Source organism: Bradyrhizobium oligotrophicum (assembly GCF_051168495.1).
Taxonomy (GTDB): Bacteria; Pseudomonadota; Alphaproteobacteria; order Rhizobiales; family Xanthobacteraceae; genus Bradyrhizobium; species Bradyrhizobium oligotrophicum_A.
In genome coordinates, this window is the sequence record NZ_JBNPVB010000001.1 from 288,051 (window position 1) to 310,476 (window position 22,426).

Annotated in this window: 21 protein-coding genes and 1 pseudogene; 14 read left to right on the top strand and 8 right to left on the bottom strand. The window is 65.5% G+C overall.

Annotation, left to right across the window (positions count from 1 at the left end):
• Positions 1 to 32: 32 nt before the first annotated feature.
• Complete coding sequence (locus ACQR1B_RS01250; protein ID WP_434832667.1) at positions 33 to 701, bottom strand: MBL fold metallo-hydrolase; 669 nt, start codon at positions 699 to 701, stop codon at positions 33 to 35.
• 153 nt (positions 702 to 854) lie between these two features.
• Here ACQR1B_RS01250 and ACQR1B_RS01255 point away from each other — a divergent pair, with 153 nt between their 5' ends.
• Positions 855 to 2,453: an alpha-amylase family glycosyl hydrolase gene (locus ACQR1B_RS01255; protein ID WP_434832666.1), complete on the top strand. Its 1,599-nt coding sequence runs from the start codon at positions 855 to 857 to the stop codon at positions 2,451 to 2,453.
• 29 nt (positions 2,454 to 2,482) lie between these two features.
• On the opposite strand, the gene ACQR1B_RS01260 is transcribed toward ACQR1B_RS01255, so the two are convergent.
• The gene (locus ACQR1B_RS01260) at positions 2,483 to 2,812 is read right to left on the bottom strand and encodes a hypothetical protein (protein WP_434832665.1); all 330 of its coding nucleotides are present in this window, start codon (positions 2,810 to 2,812) and stop codon (positions 2,483 to 2,485) included.
• A 51-nt stretch (positions 2,813 to 2,863) separates the two neighbouring features.
• Positions 2,864 to 4,585 (bottom strand): alpha-amylase family protein, encoded by a 1,722-nt coding sequence (locus ACQR1B_RS01265; RefSeq protein WP_434832664.1) that lies wholly within the window; start codon positions 4,583 to 4,585, stop codon positions 2,864 to 2,866.
• Between the two features lie 124 nt (positions 4,586 to 4,709).
• Here ACQR1B_RS01265 and ACQR1B_RS01270 point away from each other — a divergent pair, with 124 nt between their 5' ends.
• The 4 genes from ACQR1B_RS01270 (at position 4,710) to ACQR1B_RS01285 (ending at position 6,551) form a co-directional block, all read left to right on the top strand.
• Positions 4,710 to 5,192 carry an MmcB family DNA repair protein gene (locus ACQR1B_RS01270; protein WP_434832890.1) on the top strand — a complete coding sequence of 161 codons (483 nt, stop codon included), beginning with the start codon at positions 4,710 to 4,712 and terminating at the stop codon, positions 5,190 to 5,192.
• Positions 5,193 to 5,405: 213 nt separating this feature from the next.
• Entirely contained in the window at positions 5,406 to 5,675 is a 270-nt protein-coding gene (locus tag ACQR1B_RS01275; RefSeq protein ID WP_434832663.1) for a hypothetical protein, read from the top strand.
• Positions 5,668 to 5,964 (top strand): hypothetical protein, encoded by a 297-nt coding sequence (locus ACQR1B_RS01280; protein WP_434832662.1) that lies wholly within the window; start codon positions 5,668 to 5,670, stop codon positions 5,962 to 5,964. Before ACQR1B_RS01275 ends, ACQR1B_RS01280 begins: the two co-directional genes overlap by 8 nt.
• A gap of 209 nt (positions 5,965 to 6,173) precedes the next feature.
• The gene (locus tag ACQR1B_RS01285) at positions 6,174 to 6,551 is read left to right on the top strand and encodes a hypothetical protein (protein ID WP_434832661.1); all 378 of its coding nucleotides are present in this window, start codon (positions 6,174 to 6,176) and stop codon (positions 6,549 to 6,551) included.
• Positions 6,552 to 6,573: 22 nt separating this feature from the next.
• Here ACQR1B_RS01285 and ACQR1B_RS01290 read toward each other — a convergent pair whose 3' ends face one another.
• Both ACQR1B_RS01290 and ACQR1B_RS01295 read right to left on the bottom strand, forming a co-directional pair.
• Entirely contained in the window at positions 6,574 to 7,128 is a 555-nt protein-coding gene (locus ACQR1B_RS01290; protein WP_434832660.1) for an ActR/PrrA/RegA family redox response regulator transcription factor, read from the bottom strand.
• A gap of 168 nt (positions 7,129 to 7,296) precedes the next feature.
• On the bottom strand, positions 7,297 to 8,658 hold the full coding sequence (locus tag ACQR1B_RS01295) for an ActS/PrrB/RegB family redox-sensitive histidine kinase (RefSeq protein ID WP_434832659.1): 1,362 nt from the start codon (positions 8,656 to 8,658) through the stop codon (positions 7,297 to 7,299).
• A gap of 98 nt (positions 8,659 to 8,756) precedes the next feature.
• Here ACQR1B_RS01295 and ACQR1B_RS01300 point away from each other — a divergent pair, with 98 nt between their 5' ends.
• From ACQR1B_RS01300 to ACQR1B_RS01320, 5 genes are all read left to right on the top strand, one after another.
• A complete protein-coding gene (locus tag ACQR1B_RS01300; protein ID WP_434832658.1) occupies positions 8,757 to 9,548 on the top strand; it encodes an ABC transporter ATP-binding protein in 792 nt (263 codons plus the stop codon).
• The gene (locus ACQR1B_RS01305) at positions 9,545 to 10,357 is read left to right on the top strand and encodes an ABC transporter permease (protein ID WP_434832657.1); all 813 of its coding nucleotides are present in this window, start codon (positions 9,545 to 9,547) and stop codon (positions 10,355 to 10,357) included. The genes ACQR1B_RS01300 and ACQR1B_RS01305 overlap by 4 nt, the downstream gene beginning before the upstream one ends.
• Before the next feature lie 124 nt (positions 10,358 to 10,481).
• The gene (locus ACQR1B_RS01310) at positions 10,482 to 11,810 is read left to right on the top strand and encodes a polyhydroxyalkanoate depolymerase (protein WP_434832656.1); all 1,329 of its coding nucleotides are present in this window, start codon (positions 10,482 to 10,484) and stop codon (positions 11,808 to 11,810) included.
• 208 nt (positions 11,811 to 12,018) lie between these two features.
• Positions 12,019 to 12,858 (top strand): M48 family metallopeptidase, encoded by an 840-nt coding sequence (locus ACQR1B_RS01315; RefSeq protein ID WP_434832655.1) that lies wholly within the window; start codon positions 12,019 to 12,021, stop codon positions 12,856 to 12,858.
• A gap of 324 nt (positions 12,859 to 13,182) precedes the next feature.
• Complete coding sequence (locus ACQR1B_RS01320) at positions 13,183 to 15,843, top strand: EAL domain-containing protein (RefSeq protein ID WP_434832654.1); 2,661 nt, start codon at positions 13,183 to 13,185, stop codon at positions 15,841 to 15,843.
• A gap of 47 nt (positions 15,844 to 15,890) precedes the next feature.
• On the opposite strand, the gene ACQR1B_RS01325 is transcribed toward ACQR1B_RS01320, so the two are convergent.
• The gene (locus ACQR1B_RS01325) at positions 15,891 to 18,089 is read right to left on the bottom strand and encodes a transglycosylase domain-containing protein (RefSeq protein ID WP_434832653.1); all 2,199 of its coding nucleotides are present in this window, start codon (positions 18,087 to 18,089) and stop codon (positions 15,891 to 15,893) included.
• Between the two features lie 155 nt (positions 18,090 to 18,244).
• Between ACQR1B_RS01325 and ACQR1B_RS01330 the strand changes: the two genes are divergently transcribed.
• The 4 genes from ACQR1B_RS01330 to ACQR1B_RS01345 all read left to right on the top strand — a co-directional run bounded on the left by ACQR1B_RS01330 (position 18,245) and on the right by ACQR1B_RS01345 (position 20,355).
• On the top strand, positions 18,245 to 18,670 hold the full coding sequence (locus ACQR1B_RS01330; RefSeq protein WP_434832652.1) for a DUF1330 domain-containing protein: 426 nt from the start codon (positions 18,245 to 18,247) through the stop codon (positions 18,668 to 18,670).
• 355 nt (positions 18,671 to 19,025) lie between these two features.
• Positions 19,026 to 19,340, top strand: coding sequence for an ArsR/SmtB family transcription factor (locus ACQR1B_RS01335; protein ID WP_434832889.1), 315 nt, complete (start codon positions 19,026 to 19,028; stop codon positions 19,338 to 19,340).
• The gene (locus ACQR1B_RS01340) at positions 19,337 to 19,696 is read left to right on the top strand and encodes an SRPBCC family protein (protein WP_434832651.1); all 360 of its coding nucleotides are present in this window, start codon (positions 19,337 to 19,339) and stop codon (positions 19,694 to 19,696) included. The genes ACQR1B_RS01335 and ACQR1B_RS01340 overlap by 4 nt, the downstream gene beginning before the upstream one ends.
• Positions 19,697 to 19,737: 41 nt before the next feature.
• Positions 19,738 to 20,355, top strand: a complete 618-nt coding sequence (locus tag ACQR1B_RS01345) for an ATP-dependent Clp protease proteolytic subunit (RefSeq protein ID WP_284422061.1) — start codon at positions 19,738 to 19,740, stop codon at positions 20,353 to 20,355.
• A gap of 183 nt (positions 20,356 to 20,538) precedes the next feature.
• Here ACQR1B_RS01345 and ACQR1B_RS01350 read toward each other — a convergent pair.
• Positions 20,539 to 20,733, bottom strand: a pseudogene (locus ACQR1B_RS01350) (ABC transporter substrate-binding protein); the annotation flags it as partial.
• Between the two features lie 234 nt (positions 20,734 to 20,967).
• On the bottom strand, positions 20,968 to 22,191 hold the full coding sequence (locus ACQR1B_RS01355; RefSeq protein ID WP_434832650.1) for an ABC transporter substrate-binding protein: 1,224 nt from the start codon (positions 22,189 to 22,191) through the stop codon (positions 20,968 to 20,970).
• Between the last annotated feature and the right edge of the window lie 235 nt (positions 22,192 to 22,426).

Sequence of the window (22,426 nt, forward strand, 5' to 3'; positions counted from 1 at the left end):
ACCTTTGCCCGGTCGACCAACAGATCAGGGCCTCAGGCCATGCCGGTGAGGAACGGGTTCGTCATCCGCTCCTGGCCGAAGCTCGAGCCGGCGCCGTGCCCGCAGATGAAGCCGACGTCGTCGCCGAGCGGCAGCAGCTTGTCCCTGATCGAGCGGAGCAGCGTCTCGTGGCTGCCGCCGGGCAGGTCGGTACGGCCGACCGAGCCGTTGAAAAGCACGTCGCCGACATGGGCGAAGCGCATCTGCTTGTTGAAGAACACCACGCTGCCCGGCGAGTGTCCCGGGCAATGCAGGATGTCGAAGCTGAGCTCGCCGATCTCGACGGTGTCGCCTTCCTTGAGCCAGCGGTCCGGCGTGACGTCGCGAACGCCCGTGATGCCGAAGCGCGCGCCGCTGGCGACCACATTGTCGAGCAGGAACTTGTCGGCGATATCAGGCCCCTCGATCGGCACCTTCAGCGCATCGCGTAGCTCGGCTGCGCCGCCGACATGATCGATATGGCCATGCGTCAGCCAGATCTTCTCCACGGTGACATTGGCCTTCGCGATCGCCGCCTGGATGTTCGGCACGTCGCCGCCGGGGTCGATCACGATCGCCTTCCTGGTCGCCTCACACCACAGGATGGTGCAGTTCTGCTCGAACGGCGTCACCGGCACGATCATCGCGCCGGCCTTCGCCTTGCTGTTGTCTGCGTCTGTCATGGCGCCAGCATGCCGATTTTTCGCACTGCGCCAAGCGAAAAACATCATGTCCCCGGGCCCGCCGCCCGCGTCCGGGCAGCCTGGCGTCGCGGCTTTCTGAACTTGCCGCCGGTTCCTGCGTTGGGCCGGCACAATGGCAGGAAAGCGGTCGAGATGGCGGAGCAGGGCGCGTGGTGGCGCGAGGGGATTTTCTACCAGATCTATCCGCGCTCGTTCCAGGACAGCGATGGCGACGGCGTCGGCGATCTCACCGGCATCATCCATCGCCTGCCGCATCTTCTGACGCTCGGCGTCGATGCGATCTGGCTGTCGCCGATCTTCACCTCGCCGATGGCCGATTTCGGCTACGACATCGCCGACTACACCGGCATTGATCCGTTGTTCGGGACGATGGATGATTTCGACGCGCTGGTGAAGGCCGCGCATGACGGCGGGCTCAAGGTCATCCTCGATCTGGTGCCGAACCACACCTCCGACCAGCATCCGTGGTTTCGAGAGGCGCGCCGGTCGCGCGACGACCCGCGCCGCGACTGGTACATCTGGCGCGATCCCGCCGCTGGCGGCGGCCCGCCCAACAACTGGCTGTCGGAGTTCGGCGGCAGCGCCTGGGCGTTCGATTCGAAGGCCGGGCAGTACTATTACCACGCCTTCCTGGCGCAGCAGCCCGACCTGAACTGGCGCAACCCGGCGGTACGCGCCGCGATCGCCAACGTGATGCGGTTCTGGCTGCGCAAGGGCGTCGACGGCTTTCGCGTCGACGTGATCTGGCACCTGATCAAGGATGCCGCGTTTCGCGACAATCCCGTCAACCCGGACCATCACGCCGGACGGCCGCCGCATGAGCAGCTGCTGCCGCGCTATTCCGCCGATCAGCCGGAGGTGCACGAGGTCGTGGCCGAGTTGCGCGCCGTGATCGACGAGTTCGACGATCGCGTGCTGATCGGCGAGATCTATCTGCCGCTGGAGCGGCTCATGACCTATTACGGCAAGGATCTGACCGGCGCGCATCTGCCGTTCAATTTCGCGCTGCTGTCGGCGCCCTGGCATGCGCGCGACATCGAGACCATCATCGCCGACTATGACGCGGCGCTGCCGCCCGGCGCCTGGCCGAACTGGGTGCTCGGCAATCACGACCGGCCGCGGGTGGCGAGCCGGGTCGGGACGGAGCAGGCGCGGGTCGCGGCGATGCTGCTGCTCACCCTGCGCGGTACGCCGACGCTGTATTACGGCGACGAGATCGCCATGCATCAGGTCGCGGTGTCGCCGGAGCAGGTGTGCGATCCGTTCGAGAAGAACGTGCCGGGCATCGGCGTCGGCCGCGACGGCTGCCGCACCCCGATGCAATGGAGCGCGCTGCCCCAGGCCGGCTTCACCCATGCATCGCCGTGGCTGCCGATCGCGGACGATTTCACCCATGAGAACGTCGTCAATCTGAGCGCCGACCGGCGGTCCATCCTCAATCTCTACCGCGCGCTGATCCGGCTGCGGAAGCAGCATCGGGCGCTGGTCACCGGCAGCTATCGGCCGGTCGCGACGGAAGGTGATCTGCTGCTGTATCGCCGGGACGGAGATGGCGAGGTGATCACGGTCGCGCTCAATCTCGGCGGCGAACCGGTGTCGCTCGCGACCGCGGGAAGCGGCCTGAACGGCGAAATCCTGCTCTCCACCTCGCTCGACCGCCATCATGAGCGCATCGCCGGCACGCTCGATCTGCGCGGCAATGAGGGCGTGGTGATCGGGCGGGCGACGTAGCGGAGTCGAAATGGAGATGTCGCTGTTCGTCACATCCGGTGTCGTCGCGGGCAAGGACGCCGTCGCAACGCGCCCTTGTCCGCCGACCGGGACCCATCATCCCGCAGGGCCATCGCATATGACAATCTGAGAATGCCGAACGACGTGGATGGCCGGGCTTCGGTGCGATCGCGCAGTCGCCGGCGATCACCCGCGATGTCATTTCGGCTGCGCAAAGTCGATTGGATTTGGCGAGATACCAGTTCCAGGCCGACATGCGCAATGTCATCAATTTGACGAATCGCGGAGAGCAATTCGTCGACACCTCCTGCGACATGGCCATGGCAGCTCTGGCGGACCTCACCAAGTTCGTCCACCACCGAGACGCTCAGCCGAACGGCTGATTCATCGCCTCTGGCGCAAAGGCTGTCTCAGTTGCGCCGCGAGGGTCGCGCCGTCTTCCTTCTCCGCTTCACCGGGCTCTCCGTGTCGATGTCGCTGCGACGGAGCAGATAGTCCAGCCCGCCGACGCGGTACCAGCGATAGCCGTAGGGTTCCAGCACCAGCGTATGGCGGCCGCGGTCGTCGGCATGGCTGTGATCCTCCGACAGCAGATTGATCAACAGCTTGCCGGCGTCGTCCGGCAGGCCGGCATCGAACGTGATCTCGCGCGGCTTCTCGTCGAGATTGTGGACGAACAGCACCGAATTGTTGCGCCAGTCGTAGCGCATGATCAGCACGGCGGGGTCCTTGGTGGCGATCACGGCGAAGTCGCCCCAGCCGATCTCGGGCACCTCCTTGCGCATGCGGATGACGCGCTCGGTCCAGTTCAGCATCGAATTCGGATCGCGCCGCTGCCTGGCGGCGTTGACGTGATCATAGCCATAGGGGCCGTGACCGATCACCGGCGAGGCCGAGGTGTCGCTCTTGGTGAAGCCGCCCTGCGGCTCGGTCGACCACTGCATCGTCGTGCGCGCGCAGTTGCGCTCCGGCAGGCTGAGGTCGTCGCCCATCGCAAGCTCGTCGCCATAGCGGATGACCGGGGTGCCGGGGAGCGTGAACATCAGGCTGTAGGCGAGCTCGATGCGGCGGCGGTCGCCGCCGAGCATCGGCGCCAGCCGCCGCCTGATGCCGCGATCATAGAGCTGCATGCTCTTGTCCGGACCGAAGGCTGCGAACACCGCCTCGCGCTGCGGCTTGGTCAGGCGACCGAGGTCGAGCTCGTCGTGATTGCGCAGGAACAGGCCCCATTGGGCCGACGCCGGGCGCGGCTTGGTCGCTTCCAGCGCCTTGGCGAGCGGGCGCGTATCGGACGCCGCCAGCGCATAGAACAGGTGTTGATTGACGTGGAAGTTGAACATCATGTGCATGCGGTCGCCGTCGTCGCCGAAATACTCCATGTCGGTTTCCGGCAGCACGTTGGCTTCGGCCAGGATGATCGCTTCGCCCCGCCGCCATTGCAGGAATTCGCGGAACGTCCTCAGCATGTCGTACTGCTCGACCGGCTTCTTGACCTGCGGCCCCTTGGTCGCGATCACGAACGGCACCGCATCCATGCGGAAGCCGGAGACGCCGAGCTGGATCCAGAAGCCCATGATCTTCAGGATCTCGGCCTGCACCTCGGGATTGGAGGTGTTGAGGTCGGGCTGGAAATCGTAGAAGCGATGGAAGTACCAGGCGCCCGACTGCTTGTCGCGCGTCCATGTCGATTTCTGCACGCCGGGAAACACCATGCCGGTGTCGGCGTTGGCCGGCTTCTTGTCCGCCCACACGTACCAGTCCCGATAGCGCGAGCTCTTGGAGCTTCGCGCCTCGACGAACCAGGGATGCTGGTCCGAGGTGTGGTTGACGACGAGGTCGATGATGACGCGGATGCCGCGCTGCTTGCAGCCGTGGGTGAACTGGACGAAATCGCCGAGCGTGCCGTAGCGCGGGTCGACCCCATAATAATCGGCAACGTCATAACCGTCGTCACGCTGCGGCGACGGCTGGAAAGGCATCAGCCAGATTGCGGTGATACCGAGTCCGTGGAGATAGTCGAGCCGGCGCGTCAGCCCCTTGAAATCACCGATGCCGTCGCCGTCGGCATCCATGTAGGTGCCGACCGATAGGCAGTAGAACACCGCGTTCTTGTACCAGAGATCGTCGATCATGGACGGCGCGCTCCTTGCGCCGCCCCGATGGCGGCCGCTTGATAAGCGGAAGGCCGGCATCGGGTTCCGGTTCCGCGATGGCCGGGTTTGGGACGGCGGGCCGGAATCGGCTATGCTGTGGCTGATGGACTCGTCAGCCGCCCGGATCAGCCTCGTTCCCGTCGACCGCCGCCAGTCGGAGACGGCGTTGGCGATCGCGCGCGGCACCTCGCGCCTGCTGCGCTCGCTCGGCTTCGCCACCATCAGCGAACTGCCGCTGCCATCGGGACGGCGTGCCGATCTGGTGGCGCTCAACGAGCGCGGTGAGATCTGGATCGTCGAGATTAAGTCGTCGGTCGAAGATCTGCGTGCCGACCACAAATGGGAGGACTACCGGGCGCATTGCGACCGGCTGTTCTTTGCCTTCACGCAGGATCTGCCGTGCGAGATCTTTCCGCGGGACACCGGCCTGATCGTGGCCGATGCCTATGGCGCCCATCTCCACTGCGAGGCGCCCGAGCACAAACTGCCGGCGCCGACGCGCAAGCTGATGACGGTGCGCTTCGCGCTGGCAGCGGCGCAGCGGATCAACCGGCTGATCGACCCGCAGGGCCACGCGGAAACCTAGCGCGCCGTCGGAATGGCGGTGATCAGCATTGGTACACCCTGGCTCCTGCAATAGCGAGCACCAAAGCGCGGCGACGCGGTGCGTGAAGGTCCGCCGCTGATCGCGCGTGCCGATGAGAAAGCGGTGGCTATTGCCGATCGTAAGGCGCATGCTTGCAATGAGTTCCGAGTTTACGACAGCGACGGCAGAGGCCGTTGCGAAAGGCAGGCGCAGATGAGCTTCCGCTCGCGGCGCGAATTCGTCACCTTCAGACATCCGTTCCGCATCAGGAGCATCGAGCGTCTCTTGCCCGAAGGAACCTACGAGGTGGTCACGGACGAGGAGATGATCGAGGGCCTGTCGTTTGCGGCCTACCGCCGGGTTGCGACGATGATGATGTTGCCGGTCGCCGGCTCGCGCGCGGCTGCCATGGAGATGGTCTCCATCAGCTCGGTCGATCTTGCAGACGCGCAGCGCGTCGACGCGAGTGCATCGGATGACTGACGAACCGCTCGATCTCGACCGGCGCCGCGGGATGAGCGAGCAGAAGGCCGTGGACCTGCGCCGTGCGTTGGCGGAAGCCGAAAGTCATGCGCAGGAACTGCGCGAGCGGCAGGCGGTTATCGAGCAGCAACTGCTCGCCAATCCGGCGGCATCGTGGCCGGAAGCGGCCGCGAAGGCGCGCTACCTCCTGAACATCTATGCTGCAAGCCTCGCGGAACAGGATACCAGGCACCGGGAGCTGGTCGCCGCCGTGCTGGCCGACTTCTCCCGGCTGACGGAGGAGAGCTGACGCCGGACCGTGCATCGTGGCGCCTCGTGGTCTGGAAACGGCCCGCGCCCGATCCGGACTGTTGCCGGCGCGCGACAGCTTCCGGTTTGTCCGGCCTTCCTGCCAAATTCCTGCGCCTGCCTGATAATTGCCCCGCATGGCGCCCAGCATGTCGTAACATTTTAAGGCTTGAACGTTATCCAGCCCAGGGGTGCAGACAGGGACGGCAGATGCGACGGGTGGTCTCGGCTTTGACGCTGGCGTTGACACTGCTGTTCGCGACCGCAGTCCGCGCGGAGGAGGTGGCATTCTACGTGCTGGGCGTCGGCGCCGATTCCTGCGAGCGGTTCATCACGGCGGCGGAGGAGCAGCCGCCAGGTACCTACAAGGCGATCGGCAATGCCGACGGCCCCTACGTCAACAGCATCTCCAAATATCAGCAATGGATGATGGGCTACGTCTCGGCCGTGAACGCCGCGCGCGGCGATGACGGCCGGCAGATCAAGCTCGACCTGACCGAGCTCGACAGCTGGATGCGCAACTGGTGCAGCCGCAACCAGCGTCGCACGGTGTTTCACGCGCTGCAGGCGTTCGTGAAGTCACATTGACGGAAAGCCCACGGCGGGCTTGCTATTTCGGCGCGCGCTTGGCGAGGATGCGCTGCAAAGTACGTCGGTGCATGTTCAGCCGCCGCGCCGTTTCCGAGACGTTGCGGTTGCACATCTCGTAGATGCGCTGGATGTGCTCCCAGCGCACGCGGTCCGCCGACATCGGGTTCTGCGGCAGCTCGGACTTCTCGCTGGTGGTCGCCAGCAGCGCGGCCATCACGTCGTCGGCATCAGCAGGTTTCGCGAGGTAGTCGACCGCGCCCATCTTCACAGCCGTCACGGCGGTGGCGATGTTGCCGTAGCCGGTCAACACGATGGCCCGGGCCTCGGGGCGCTTGCGCTTCAGCGCCGACACCACGTCGAGGCCGTTACCGTCGCCGAGCCGGAGGTCGACCACGGCGAAGGCCGGGGCAGCCTTGCCGATCTGGGAAATGCCCTCGGCCACGCTCTCACAGGAGGTCACGGTGAAGCCGCGGGTTTCCATCGCGCGCGACAGCCGTTCCAGAAACGGCTTGTCGTCCTCGACGATCAGAAGAGAGCGGTCCGGGTGGTTCGTCAGTTCGGCGATGGCGCCCACGGTCATGTCCTCAAGAAGGCTCGGGATAACGAGACGATCTGTCTTGGTACCATATGGTCCGTCGGCGAGCCGCTGCCAAGATCGCGGCGGCGCCGCAGGCTGCCCGCAATCTGCGGCGTGACGCCGCGCAAGGCTGGCCGTTCCCGTATACCAGCGACGACGCGGCGCCTATTGGGGGTCTGCGTCGGCGCCGTCCTCGCTGGCTTCGAAGCGCCGCCGGGGCCAGGCGATCTGGACCACGGCGCCATGGTCGGGGAAGGTGCGGTTGGAAAACGAAACCTTGGCGCCGGTCCGTTCCAGCAGGGTGCGGGCGATGAACACGCCGAGGCCAAGGCCGCCGGCCTGGTTGCCGCCCTCACTGCCGCCCTGGGCCTCCTCGGCACTGCGCCGGCGCGACAGATAGGGCTCGCCGATTCGCTTGAGGATGTCGGGCGCGAAGCCGGGGCCGTCGTCGGAGATCACGAGCTCGACCGTCTCGTTGTTCCACCAGGCGTTCACCTCGACGGCATTGCGCGCGAAGTCGACCGCATTCTCCAGAATGTTGCCGACGCCGTAGAGGATCGCGGGATTGCGGGTGCCGACTGGCTCCTTGGCTGCGGTCACTGCGACGCGCACCTTGATGTCGACGCCGAAGTCGCGGTGCGGCGCGACGGTCTCCTCGATCAGCGTCGACAGCTTCATCCGGTCGAACATCGATCCGGTCGACGACAGCTGCGTGATCTTGCCGAGAATGTCGCGGCAGCGCTGCGCCTGCTCGCGCAAGGTCTTGATGTCGGACGTGACCTGGCTGTTGTCCTGCAGCGCCCGCTCCAATTCGCGCGAGATCAGCACGATGGTCGCGAGCGGGGTGCCGAGTTCGTGCGCCGCGGCCGCGGCGAGGCCGTCGAGCTGGGTGAGGTGCTGCTCGCGCGCCAGCACCAGCTCGGTCGCCGCCAGCGCGTCGGACAGCTTGCGTGCCTCCTCGGTGACCTGGAACGCATAGAGGCTGGTGACGCCGATCGCGAGCGTGATCGAGAGCCAGACGCCGAACAGGTAGATCGGCGGAAAGATCAGCGGTTCCTCGCCCTCCCAGGGCAGCGGCAGATGCATGAAGAACAGCGCGGTGGAGCAGGTCACGGCGAGCAGGCCGAGCGTGACGGTGTGGCGCACCGGCAGGGCGGTGGCGGAGATCAGCACCGGCGCCAGGAACATGTAGGAGAACGGGTTTTCCAGCCCGCCGGTGAGATACAGCAGCACCGTCAACTCGATGATGTTGAGCGCGAGCAGGCCGCCGGCATGGGCCGGCTCCAGCAGCTGCATCGGGTTGAAGGCGATCTGCAGGCCGAGGTTCAGCAGCGCCGACACGCTGATCACGGCGAGGCAGGGCACGACCGGCAGATCGAACTCCAGCCCCTGCACCACGATGAAGATGGCGCTGAGCTGTCCCAGGGCCGCCAGCCAGCGCAGCCGCAGGATGGTGTCGAGCCGGACACGCTGGCGCGGATGGCGATAGTCCGTGTCGGGCGTGTCGATGATCAGGGCGTCGGTCATGGTGAGGAACTTAATGCCGCGGGGGCGCGGCGACAAATCGGGCCGGCCGTTGGTGACCTGTTGCGATTTGCAGCACAATGCCTCAATGAACGCTCGCCATGACGCAAGATGACGCAGCGCCGACCTCGTCGTCGGCTTCTCCCTCCGGGTCGCCCGCGATCGCAGTGTCGCGCCTGACCAAGATTTACAAGGCGACCGCCGCGGTCGACGGCATCTCGTTTGCGATCCGCCGCGGCAGCATCACCGGGCTGCTCGGCGGCAACGGCGCCGGCAAGACGACGACGATCGCGATGATCATGGGGCTGGTGCAGCCGACCTCGGGCGAGGTCGAGGTGCTCGGTCACAGGATGCCGGACGAGAGCGCCGCGGTGCTCGGGCGGATGAATTTCGAGAGCCCCTATGTCGACATGCCGATGCGGCTCACGGTGCGGCAGAACCTCACCATCTTCGGCCGGCTCTATGCCGTCGATCATCTGAGGGAGCGCATCGCCGAACTCGCCGCCCAGCTCGACCTGACCGATTTCATCGATCGCGCCAACGGCAAGCTCTCGGCCGGGCAGAAGACGCGCGTGGCGCTGGCCAAGGCGCTGATCAACGATCCCGAGCTGCTGCTGTTGGATGAACCGACGGCCTCGCTCGATCCGGACACCGCCGATTGGGTGCGCGGCCATCTCGAGCGCTACCGCCAGCGCCGCGGCGCCACCATCCTGCTCGCCTCGCACAACATGCTCGAGGTCGAACGTTTGTGCGACCGCGTCGTGATCATGAAGCGCGGCCGCATCGAGGACGACGACAGTCCCGCGCAGATCATGGCGCGCTACAACCGCTCGACGCTCGAAGAGGTGTTCCTCGACGTCGCCCGCGGCCGCGACCGGGAGGCGGCACAATGAACGACCTGTCCTTGGCGATCGCCCCGCACCGCATCGGCGCGATGGTCCTGCGCTACTGGTATCTGCTGCTGTCGTCGTGGCCGCGGCTGCTGGAGCTGATGTACTGGCCGACCTTGCAGATCATCACCTGGGGCTTCCTGCAGACCTACATCGCCAGCAATGCCGGGTTCTTCGCCCGCGCCGGCGGCACGCTGATCGGCGCGGTCATCCTCTGGGACATCCTGTTCCGCGGCCAGCTCGGCTTCTCGATCTCCTTCCTGGAGGAGATGTGGGCGCGCAACATCGGCAACCTGATGATGAGCCCGCTGACGCCGCTCGAGTTCCTGCTGGCGCTGATGACGATGAGCCTGATCCGGCTTGCCATCGGCATCATTCCGATGACCCTGATCGCGGTCTGGTTCTTCGATTTCAACTTCTACAGCCTCGGCCTGCCGCTGATCGCGTTCTTCTGCAACCTGATCTTCACCTCCTGGGCGGTCGGCATCTTCGTGTCGGGCCTGGTGCTGCGCAATGGGCTCGGCGCCGAGAGCATCGTCTGGACGCTGATGTTCGCGCTGATGCCGCTGGCCTGCGTTTACTATCCGGTGCAGGTGCTGCCGCATTGGCTGCAGTGGGTGGCCTGGTCGCTGCCGCCGACCTACGTGTTCGAGGGGATGCGCGCGCTGCTGAGCGATCAGGTCTTCCGCTCGGACCTGATGCTGACGGCGTTCGGGCTCAATGCCGCCCTGCTGCTGGCGTCGTTTGCAGCATTCATTGCCCTTTTGCGCAGCGCGCGCCGCGCCGGCTCGCTGCTGTCGTCGGGGGAATAATTGCGCTTTCCCGTGGATTTTCGGGCTCATTTCGCCACTTTGAGGCACCAACTCGTAACACACCGCATTGACGCTTAATTACGCATTCGGCAGTATGCTGCGCTGCAGAGAGGGTTGAACGAGAATGCCGATTGGTGAGTTTGGCGGTGCACCGCCCCTGGCGTCGGAAGGCAGTCCGGTCCTGACGACGCCGATGTACTGGATGTACGAGATGGCGCATGCCTCGCTCAATCCGGCGCGCGCCGTCACGGATGCCACCAAGATCCTGTTTCAGAACCCGCTCAATCCCTGGGCGCACACCGAAATGGGCAAGTCGATCGCGGCGGCCTGCGAGCTGTTCGAGCGCACCACGCGCCGCTACGGCAAGCCCGAATGGGGCCTCGACGAGACCGAGGTCAACGGCGTCAAGACGCCGGTCGAGGTCCGCGTCATCTGGGAAAAGCCGTTCTGCCGGCTGCTCCATTTCGACCGCAAGCACATCCGCCCGCTGCGCAGCCCGCAGCCGCGGCTGCTGATCGTGGCGCCGATGTCCGGGCATTACGCGACGTTGCTGCGCGGCACGGTCGAGGCGTTTCTGCCGACCCACGAGGTCTACATCACCGACTGGGCCGATGCCCGCATGGTGCCACTGGCCGAGGGCCGCTTCGATCTCGACGACTACATCGATTACGTCATCGAGATGCTGCGCTTCCTCGGCACCAACATGCACGTGATGGCGGTATGCCAGCCGGCGGTGCCGGTGCTCGCTGCGGTCTCCGTCATGGAGGCTGAGCGCGATCCATTCGCGCCTGTTTCGATGACCCTGATGGGCGGCCCGATCGATACGCGCCGCAATCCGACCGGCGTCAACAATTTGGCCCAGGAACGCGGCATCGACTGGTTCCGCAACCACGTCATCACCAAGGTGCCGTTCCCGCATCCCGGCGTCATGCGCGACGTCTATCCGGGCTTCCTGCAGCTGAACGGCTTCATCAGCATGAACCTCGACCGCCACGTCGACGCCCACAAGGCGCTGTTCGCCAATCTGGTGAAGGGCGATGGCGACCAGGTCGACAAGCATCGCGACTTCTACGACGAGTATCTCGCCGTCATGGACCTCGCTGCGGAATATTATTTGCAGACGGTGGAGACGGTGTTCATCAAGCACGCGCTGCCGAAGGGCGAGATGACCCATCGCGGCACGCTCGTGGAGCCGTCGAAGATCACGCGCGTCGCCCTGATGACGGTCGAAGGTGAGAAGGACGACATCTCCGGTCTCGGCCAGACCGAAGCGACGCATGGACTGTGCTCGTCGATCCCGGATCATCGCCGGGTTCACTACGTGCAACCGGGCGTCGGACATTACGGCGTGTTCAACGGATCGCGATTCAAGTCGGAGATCGTGCCGCGCATCAACGATTTCATGCTGTCGGCGGCGGATCCCAAGTCGCTGCTCTCGATTGCGGCCGAATGAGCGAAGACGGCGTTCACTGCGCATCCGAATCCGGCTGCGCGGTAACTCTTTGAAGAGACGTTGAAAACCTGGATTCCAGACTGACTCAAGCAGTGAATGTGGCGTCGCTACTTGAGCGACGCTTCTGAATCAAGCTTCATTCTTTGGCGCGCGCTGGAGCCCCAACGCCTAGGGTGCAGAACCCGCCGAGCCCCTGTATGTTGGGCAAATGATTTGTTTTTGCGCCGAGCGCTTTCCCTGGCGCTGGATATGGCAAAATCCGGGCGAGCTCTTACCCCCCGGACTGACAGAAATGGCCACTCGCGCGCTACTCTATCGGCGGCCCGCCGAACCATCGCGTCTCCTCGTCAAGCACGGCTCGCAAATCTACTCGATTAGATTGCGGCGTCACCGTCGTGCGCGACGTTATACCCTGAGAATTCATCCGTCGGATCGCGAAGCGATCCTGACGATGCCGCCGCGCGGCACCATCATCGAGGCGAAGGACTTTGCGCAGCGTCACGGCGCTTGGATCGCCGCGCGTCTCGGCCGTCTGCCGAAGGCGGCGCCATTCCTGCCGGGCACCTTGGTGCCGTTGCGCGGCGTGCCGCACAAGATCGTGCATCGCGCTGGCGAACGCGGCACGGTGTGGAGCGAGACGCGGGACAGCGGCGAGAAAATCCTCTGCGTGGCCGGCGCGATCGAGCACACCGAGCGCCGTGTGCTCGACTTCCTCAAGCGCGAAGCGCGCCGCGACCTGCAGAAGGCGGCCGACGCCTATGCCGAGCAGCTCGGCGTCAAGGTGAAGCGGCTGTCGATCCGCGACCAGTCGAGCCGCTGGGGGTCGTGCACCTCGGCCGGCTCGCTGTCGTTCTCGTGGCGGCTGATCCTCGCGCCGCCCTTCGTGCTCGACTATCTGGCGGCGCACGAGGTCGCACATCTCATCGAGATGAACCACTCGGCGCGGTTCTGGAAGGTCTGCGGCAAGATCTGTTCCTCGGTCGAGCGCGCCAAGAAATGGCTCGACACCTGCGGCAACGATTTGCATCGCTATGGCGTCGACGATTGAGCTGCACTCGCAAGCTCCGACCCTCGCACTGGCCCGGCCTCATGGTCCGGGCCATTTTCCTGCGTCCGCCTCCTGCATCCGCATGCGCGTGTTCCCCACGACCGCGAGAACGTTGCCCGCAGCTATCGAATTCTTAAGCCTTACCGTCTGCAACCAGAGGATATCGGCCATTTCGGCGGCGCTTTAACGTGGCTGTAACGCTGCGCTCGCAGATTTACCTCGATCATCCCGAGGTGACGTTCCGGCCGAGTGTGCCGGGCCGTTCGCTGCAACCCAAGCGCAGATCGTTTCACGCGAAACGTGCGGCGCGCCTTGAATCGAACGATGCTCGCAAGCGAGTTCCAGACGGCCGCATCGGCGCAACTGCTCTCGGCCGCACTTGATCGTGCCTCCGAAGCGATCCTCTTTCTCGGCATGGATGGCCGTGTCCATCACGCCAACCGGTTTGCCTCGATCCTGTTGAGGCGCGAGCCGGCCGCGTTGGTCGGCGCCGATCTCGCAAGCCTGGGCCTGCCCGCAGACCTCGTGCCCGCGATGCCGCGCGACGAAGCCGGCGAGCAGGTCGCCGATGCGGCTGGCGGGCCCCCGTGCCGCGACCTGACGATGCGCCACGACGACGGCTCGCGGACCCGGCTGCGCCTGACCTTGCGCGATCTGCCGTCCGACCATGCGCCCGTCCGGATGCTGCTGCTGATCCGCGACGTGACCGCCGAAATCGAGATGCGCGATCGCAATGCGCTGCTGACGTCGGTGGCTGACCACAGCAATCGCGCCGTCATCGTCACCGATCCCGAGCTGAACATCCTTTACACCAACGCGGCCTTCACCGGCCTGTTCGGCTACCCGCCCGAGGCCGCGCTCGGCCAGCAGGTGGAGAAGCTGCTGGTCGGCCCATGTACCGACCTCGGCACGGTCGAGCGATTGAAGCAGTGCCTGGAGGACGAGCACGGCCTCGATGATGACCTGCTGATTTATGACAAGGATGGCGACGAGATCTGGACCGCGGCCTATGTCAAGGCGCACCGGAACGGGCAGGGTAAGGTCAAGTACCTGTTCGGCCTGCTCACCGACATCCGGGAGACCAAGCAGCTGCGCTCGCTGCAGCAACTGATCATGTCGGCGCTGGCCTCCGATCTGTCGATCACGACGATCGCCGATCAGATGTGCCGCCGCGTCGAGGAACTGGCGCCGGACGTGGTCTGCTCCATCCTGCACGTCGATTCCGGCGGGCTGCTCCATCCGCTCGGCGGTCCCAGCCTGCCGCCGGCCTATTCCGCCGGCCTGGACGGCGTGGCGATTGGCCCCGACATCGGCTCCTGCGGCACCGCGGCCCATCTGGGCGAGCCGGTGCTGGCACAGGACATCGAGAACGATCCGCGCTGGCAGCCCTACAAGGCCGGACCGCTGGGGGCGGGTCTTCGCGCCTGCTGGTCGACTCCGATCCGGGGCAAGGACGGCCGCGTCATCGGCACCTTTGCCTTCTACTTCCGCGAATGCCGCGGCCCCAGTCACTGGCACGAGCAGATCGTCGCGTCCTGCGTCCAGCTCGGTGCGCTCGCCATCGAGCGCCAGGAAGTCCGCTCGACGATCTCGCAGGTCGCCTATCACGACATGCTGACCGGCCTGCCCAACCGCGCCCGCATCCCGTCGCTGATCGACGAGGCCATCAAGGCCTGCCCCCAGGGCAGCCACGTCGCCGTGGCTTTTCTCGACGCCGACAATTTCAAGGACGTCAACGACACGCTGGGCCATGCCGCCGGCGACGAGTTCCTGGTCGGCTTCGCCAATCGCCTGCGGGCGCAGATCCGCCCCGGCGATATGCTGGGCCGGCTCGGCGGCGACGAGTTCGTGATCGTGCTGCAGAACCGCGACGCGCTCGAGGCGTCGCTGGCCGCGGCGCGGATCACGGCTGCGCTGGCGATGCCGCTCACCATCGGCAAGCGGCAGGTGCCGATGTCGGCGAGCATGGGGCTCAGCCTCTATCCCGACAACGCCAAGGACATCGAGACCCTGATCAAGCAGGCCGACGCGGCGATGTACAAGGCCAAGCGGGCTGGCCGCGCCACCTATCGCTTCTTCAGCGCCGACATCGACAAGCTCGCCGAAGAACGGCTGATGCATTCGACCGCGCTGCGCCAGGCGATCGCGAGCGAGGCGCTGACCCTGCACTATCAGCCGCAGATCTGCACCAAGAACGGCGCCATTCATGGCGTGGAGGCGCTGGCGCGCTGGCACGACCCGGTGCTGGGCGACGTCTCGCCCGCCAAGTTCATTCCGCTCGCCGAGGAATGCGGCCTGATCGAGCAGATCGGCGTGTGGTCGATCAAGCTGGCCTGCAAGCAGATGGCGGCATGGCGGCGCGCCGGTCTCGACATCCCCTGCATCTCGGTGAACCTGTCACCGATCAACTTCCAGAACATCAATCTGGCGGCGATGGTGGCGCAGATCCTGGCGGCCAACGACCTGCCGGCGAAGATGCTGATGCTGGAGATCACCGAAGGCGTCATCCTCAACGAGCGCGCCGCGGTCATCGCCACGATGAACGAGCTGCGCAACATGGGCGTCGGCCTGTCGCTGGACGATTTCGGCACCGGATATTCGAGCCTGAGCCGCCTGGCCCACCTTCCGATCAACGAGCTCAAGATCGACCGCAGCTTCATGCGCGACTTCGCCAACGACAGCGGCACGCGGGCGATCGTGACGGCGGTCGTGCGGGTCGGCCAGAGCCTCGATGTGGCCGTCGTCGCCGAAGGCGTCGAGACCGAGGCGCAGCGCAAGCTGCTCGCCGAACTCGGTTGCGACGCGATGCAGGGCTTCCTGTTCGCGCGTCCGATGGCCGCCAGCGCCTTCAGCCGCTGGCTGCTCGACTACAGCGCCCACCGCGCGAGCCTGATGCTGCGGCAGGTCGGGCGCAAGCTGGCCCAGTCTTCCGGCGCGGCAGCGGTCGAGCCGGACACGGGTCCCATCGCCGCGGCCGCCGGCTGATCGGGCGCATCCTCTCGCGGATGCGCCTCTACTCCCATTTCAAGAGCTCAGCGCTGACCGCCGAACAGTCGGTCCACCAGCCAGCCGTCGAGACCGGCGGCGGCTTCCGGCCGCGCGTTGCTGCGGCTCGGCTGAGCGGCGCGGGCGGTGGTGGCAGGATTCGGTGCCGGCGCCGATGGCGCCGTGATCTGCGAGGCGATCTGCGCCAGGGTCGGCACCAGGCCAGCGCCTTGCGCATTCGGCAGTGCCGCGACCGGCACGCCCTGATGAGCTGCGCGCATGAAGCGGGTCCAGACCTCGACCGGCAGGCCGCCGCCGGTCGCCTTCTTGGTCGGTGAATTGTCGTCATTGCCGAGCCAGACCCCGGTGACGAGGCGGGCGGTGTAGCCGATGAACCAGGCGTCGCGGAAATCCTGGCTGGTGCCGGTCTTGCCGGCGGCGACCCAGCCCGGAATCTCGGCCTTCTTCGCCGTGCCGGAGACCAGCGTCTCCTGCATCATCTGGTTCATCATCGCTACGTTGCGCGGCTCGATCACCTGCGCCGGCTGCTCGGCCTGGCGCATGTAGAGCAGCTTGCCGTCGAGCGTCTTGATCCGCGTGACGACATGCGGCGAGACCGCGAGCCCGCCATTGGAGAACGGCGCATAGGCGCCGACCAGCTCGATCATCGACACCTCGGAGGTGCCGAGCGCGATCGACGGATTGGGATCGAGCTTGGAGGCGATGCCGAGCCGGTGCGCGGTGCGCACCACGTTCTTCGGCCCGACCTCGAGGCCGACGCGCACCGCGACCGTGTTCAGAGAATGCGCCAGCGCCTGGGTCAGCGTCACCGGCCCGAAATACTCCTTGGTGTAGTTCTCCGGCCGCCATCCCTTCAGATCGAGCGGCGCGTCCTGGCGCACCGTGTCGGGCGTCAGGCCCTGCTCGATCGCGGTGAGATAGACGAACGGCTTGAACGCCGAGCCGGGCTGGCGCTTGGCGGTGACGGCGCGGTTGAACTGGCTGTCGGCATAGTTGCGGCCGCCGACCATCGCGCGCACGGCGCCATCTGGCGTCATCGCGACCAGCGCGCCCTGGCTGACATTGAACTTCACGCTCTTGGCCGCGAGCTCGTCGATGATGGCGGCTTCCGCCACGCTCTGCAGCTTCGGATCGATCGTGGTCTCGACCACGATCGACTCCTCGACCTGGCCGACGAGATCGTCGAGCACCTCGCCGATCCAGTCGGCGACGTAGTTCACGGTGCCGGCGCCGGCGGGCTTCACCGCCACGCTGGGATGGGCGATCTGGGCCTGCGCCTGGGCCTCGGTGATGAACTTGGCATCGGCCATCGCCGCCAGCACGGTCTGCGCCCGCTTCTCGGCGCCCTCCGGATTGCGGTTTGGCGCCAGCCGCGACGGCGACTTGACGAGGCCGGCGAGCATCGCCGCCTCGCCGACCGTCACCTGGCGCGCCGATTTGCCGAAATAGCGCTGCGCGGCCGCCTCGACGCCATAGGCGCCGGAGCCGAAATAGACGCGGTTCAGATACAGTTCGAGAATCTCGCGCTTGGAATATTTGCGCTCCAGCCACAGCGCGAGTTCGGCCTCCTGCAGCTTGCGGGCGAGCGTGCGCTCCTGGGTCAGGAACAGGTTCTTGGCCAGCTGCTGCGTCAGGGTCGAGCCGCCCTGCGACACGCCGCGATGGAGGATGTTGGCGACCACGGCGCGCGCAATGCCGATCGGGTCGATGCCGTAATGCTGATAGAAGCGGCGGTCCTCGATGGCGATGAACGCTTTCGGCAGATAGGGCGGTAGATCCTTCAGCGCGACATTGGCGCCGGCCATCTCGCCGCGCTGCGCCAGCATGGTGCCGTCGAAGCCGACGATCTCGATCGTGGGGGGCCGCTTTGGGATCTCCAGCGACTGGATCGGCGGCAGATGCGCGCCGGCCCAGATCACGACGCCGACCAGCGCGATCACGCCCCACAGGCCGCACACCAGGCCCCAATAGGCGAGGCGTCCGATCGAAACGCCCCAGCGCGACTTGCCGCGGGCAGGCTTTGGTTTGGTTGGGGTCTTCGGCTCGCGCGCCGGCACATCGTCCTCGTCGTCGGGCTGGACCGGCTTGCGCCTGGCGGATTTCTTCGGAGCGTCCTCGCCGGCCGGAATGCGGTCCTTGGGATCGAGACGCAGATCGGCCATCGCAGCCGCAAGGCCGAATCGCGGCTCCTTGCGCCCGCCGCTCTGTTTCCGTCCCCGCGCCATCCGCAACCCGAGCCCGCGACCCCGCCGTCCGACCACGCTAATGGGCGGAGTTTAAGGGGCAGTTAGGAAGAGATTAACGCGCGATTAGGAGTTTCGCGCTGCTAACGCCGCGCTATGGTTAAGCGGAGGTAAACAACGAACAAGCGAGGGAGCTCATGGGCCATATCGATCCCACCAAGGAGGTGTTCGCGCAGTTCCGGGAGAACGATCGCCCCGGGCCGATCCACATGCTGAACCTGGTGCGGCTGCGCAAGGAGGCCACCTATCCGGACGGGCGGAAGGTCAGCGGAGCGGAAGCCTATGCGGCCTATGGCCGCGAGAGCGGCCCCGTGTTCGAGCGCCTCGGCGGCCGCATCGTCTGGCAGGGCCGCTTCGAGCTGATGCTGATCGGCCCCCAGGAGGAGCGCTGGGACCATTGCTTCATCGCCGAATATCCGAGCGTGCAGGCCTTCGTCGACATGATCCGCGACCCCGTCTATCGCGAAGCGGTGAAGCACAGGCAGGCGGCAGTGGAGGATTCGCGGCTGATTCGCCACGCGGTGCTGCCGGCGGGGAAGAATTTTGGCGAGGTGCCGGAGTGATACTCCTACATGAAAGGACAAGCCGCCTCGGCAGCAACTGCATCCTCGACGACCCGCCGTGACGCTCGCGATCATGGCAAGCTGTCGTCCCGGACAAGCCCGCTGACGCAGCGCGTCAGCGGGCGCAGATCCGGGACCCATACCGCGTGATCCATCGTGGGGCAGGTCGCACGTTGAACCTGTCGTGCCCCAATCTCCTCCGGGGTTATGGGTCCCTGCGGTCGCAGGGACGACACCGGTGGTGGAGCGGCGTCGGGGCAGACCCGGATGGAGATGTCGATAACGGATCTCCCATCGCGGGCCTGTTCGGAATGTCCGCTTGAACATCACATAAGTATGTGCTTATGTCTTGTCCATGATCGAGAGCGACATCTTCAAGGCCCTGGCCGATCCGACGCGATGCGCGATCTTCGAGAAGCTGGCGGACGGCCGCATGAACGCCAGCGCGCTGCGCGAGGGCATGACGATCAGCCAGCCGGCGATGTCGCAGCACCTCGCGGTGCTGCGCAACGCCGGCCTGGTGCGGGAAGAACGTCAGGGCCGTTTCGTCAACTACGAGGTCGATCCCGCGGGCCTGGCGCTGATCGCCCGCTGGCTGGCGAAATATCGCGCCTACTGGCCGTCACGCGTCGATGCGTTGAAAACCCTGCTGAAGGACATGGACCAATGACCGACACCAAGGCTGCGCAACAGGGCGAAGAGTTCGTTCTCGACTACGACCTCGAGGCGCCGCCGGAGAAGGTCTGGCGTGCCATCAGCGTTCCCGAGCTGCGGGACAGCTGGCTGCCGCGCGGCGACCTGGCCGATGCCGCGCCGATCTCGTCGATATCAGGCGAAGAGGTCCGCTATCGGATGCGCGACGACGAACCGCCCTATCTCGAAAGCATCGTGACGTTCCAGGTCATGCCCAATGCCACCGGCGGCACGCGGCTCCGGATCATTCACGGACTGGCCGCCACGAACCTCATGCGGCATTCGCCACCGGCGGCGAACAGCAACACGCGCAGCCTCATGCGCGCGGCCTGACGCTTCACTCATCGACAACCTGCTGAGCCGGGAGCTCGCGCATGCGCGACACGATGCAACTCGTCCCTATGGTCATCGAGCAATCCAGTCGGGGAGAACGATCCTTCGACATCTATTCACGGCTGCTGCGTGAGCGCATCGTGTTCCTCAACGGCGAGGTCAACGACACCGTGTCCGCTTTGGTCTGCGCGCAACTGCTGTTCCTCGAAGCGGACAACCCGAAACGGCCGATCCATCTCTATATCAACTCACCCGGCGGCGTCGTCACCAGCGGGCTCGCGATGTACGACACGATGCAATTCGTCAAGGCGCCGGTGCATACGCTGTGCATGGGAACGGCGCGCTCGATGGGGTCGTTTCTGCTGATGGCGGGCGAGCCGGGCGAACGAACGGCGCTGCCCAATGCGAGCCTCCATGTCCATCAACCGCTCGGTGGCTTTCAGGGCCAAGCGTCCGACATCATGATCCACGCCAAGGAGATGGAGCAGACCAAGCGCCGCATGATCCGGCTTTATGCCGAGCATTGCGGGCGCAGCTACGAAGATGTCGAACGAACGCTCGACCGCGATCACTTCATGACGGCGGACGAGGCGCTTGAATGGGGGCTGATCGACCGGGTCGTGAAGCAGAGAGATCTGGGCAGCGTGAGTAGCGACTGACCGTCTGCCGGTCACCGCATTCGAATGTCTGAGTTTTGCGCATGTTTCACGCCAAGCCGTCATGGCCGGGCCTGTCCCGGCCATCCACGTCGTTCGGCATCCTCAGAGCGACGTGGATGCCCGGGACAAGCCCGGGCATGACGATGGTGTGTGCAGAACCAGCTTGGCCTCAAGCAGCGCGGCCTACCCTGCCGCTCCCGTATCTTCGATGATCGGGCCGAACAGCTCCCACCGCTCGCCGTTGCAGCGCATCATCTGCATCTGCTTGTTGATGCGGAAGTCGGTGGGTGAGGTGTTGATCGAGAGGCCTGGCAGCGCAAGGCTGGGCACGTAGCCCTTGATGTTGGCGGCCTGGCGCATGACGTTCTCGCGCGTCAGTTATGTCGCCATCGCTGCACGCGAGTGTGGAGGAAGCAAGTCGACAACGCAGTCTTTCAGGGAGCGGCGAGAGCGCGCAACCTGTGCCGCAATGCAAACGGGGCCGCGCCATCGCGCAGCCCCGCACCAGTGTTGTTGATCGCGTCATTCCGGGGCGATGGTCAGCATCGAACCCGGCCTCTCGAGGTTCCGGATTCGTCGCTGCGCGACGCCCCGGAACGACGGTTTCTCGAACTAGCCCGCCGCGCCCTTGTCCTCCAGGATCGGGCCGAACAGCTCCCAGCGCTCGCCGTTGAACTTCATCATCTGCAGCTGCTTGTTGACGCGGTAGTCGGTGGGCGAGGTATTGATCTTCATGCCCGGCAGCGAGAGGTCGCCGACGACGTCCTTCAGCGACGTCGCCTGCTTCATGACGTTCTCGCGCGTGAGATTGTCGCCGCACATCCGCAGGATGGTCACCAGCAGTTCCGCGTTGCCGTAGCCATAGGTGTTGAAGTTCGAGTTCTTGTCGCCGTCCGGATAGTACTTGGCCATGAAGTCGAGATAGCGCTTCATGCCGGGATCGTCCTTCCAGGTCGGATCGAGCGGGTCCTTGCCGTAGTTGACCGAGATCACGCCCTTGGAGGCTTCGAGGCCCGCCGGCTGCAGCACGGCGCCGACGGAGGTCGCGTTGATGTCGACGATGTGTACGGGCTTCCAGTCGAGCTCATGCAGCTTCTTGATCGCCTGTGCGGCCTGCTTCGGCGTCGCGGCCGAGAACAACAGGTCGGCGCCCGCCGATTTGATCTTGAGGATCTGCGAATCGATCGTCGGGTCCGCGACCTCGTAGGAGGCTTCGGAGACGATCATCGAGGCCTTGTCGCCGAGGCCGGCCTTGATGCCGTTGAGGTAGTCCTTGCCGAGATCGTCGTTCTGATAGAGCACGCCGATCTTGGCGTTGGGATACTCCTTCAGAATGTACTGGCCGTAGATGCGGCCTTCCGTGAAGTAGTTGGGATTGTATCCCATGGTCCAGGGGAAGTTCTTCGGATCGGTGAACTTGGTGGCGCCGGTCGCCGCGAACAGCTGCGGCACCTTCTTGCCGTTGAGGTATTTCTGGACCGCGGCGTTGGAGGGCGTGCCGATGATCTGGAAGGTCAGCAGCACCTCGTCGTCCTCGACCAGCTTGCGCACCTGCTCGACCGCCTTGGGCGGCGAATAGGCGTCGTCATACTGGACGAGCTTGATCTTGCGGCCGTTGATGCCGCCCTGCTCGTTGATCATGTTGAAATAGGCGGCCTGGGTCTTGCCGATCGAGGCATAGGCCGAGGCGGGACCCGAGAACGGCACGGTCTGGCCGATCTTGATCTCGGTGTCGGATGCGCCGGGATCGTACTTCTTCTGGGCCGAGGCAGCCGTGGCGGAGAGGGTGACGGCCAATGCGGCCGCTCCCGCGAGACGGAAAAATCCCTGTCGCATGGGGTGAACGTTCCTCCTGATTTGTTATGCGGCTGGTCTGCCCGGACGGGCGCCAGCGCTTTCGGCAGTGTGGAGGAAGGGCTTGGCGGACGCAAGGCGAGGGGAGCACGGGCGGCGGTTCCGTCGATGTCGCTACGACGGGCCCAGCTGGCTCAACACGTTCGGTGTCGTCCCGGCCAAGCCCGGCGTCGCGCAGCGACGTCGTGCGCAGAGCCGGGATCCATAGCCACAGGCC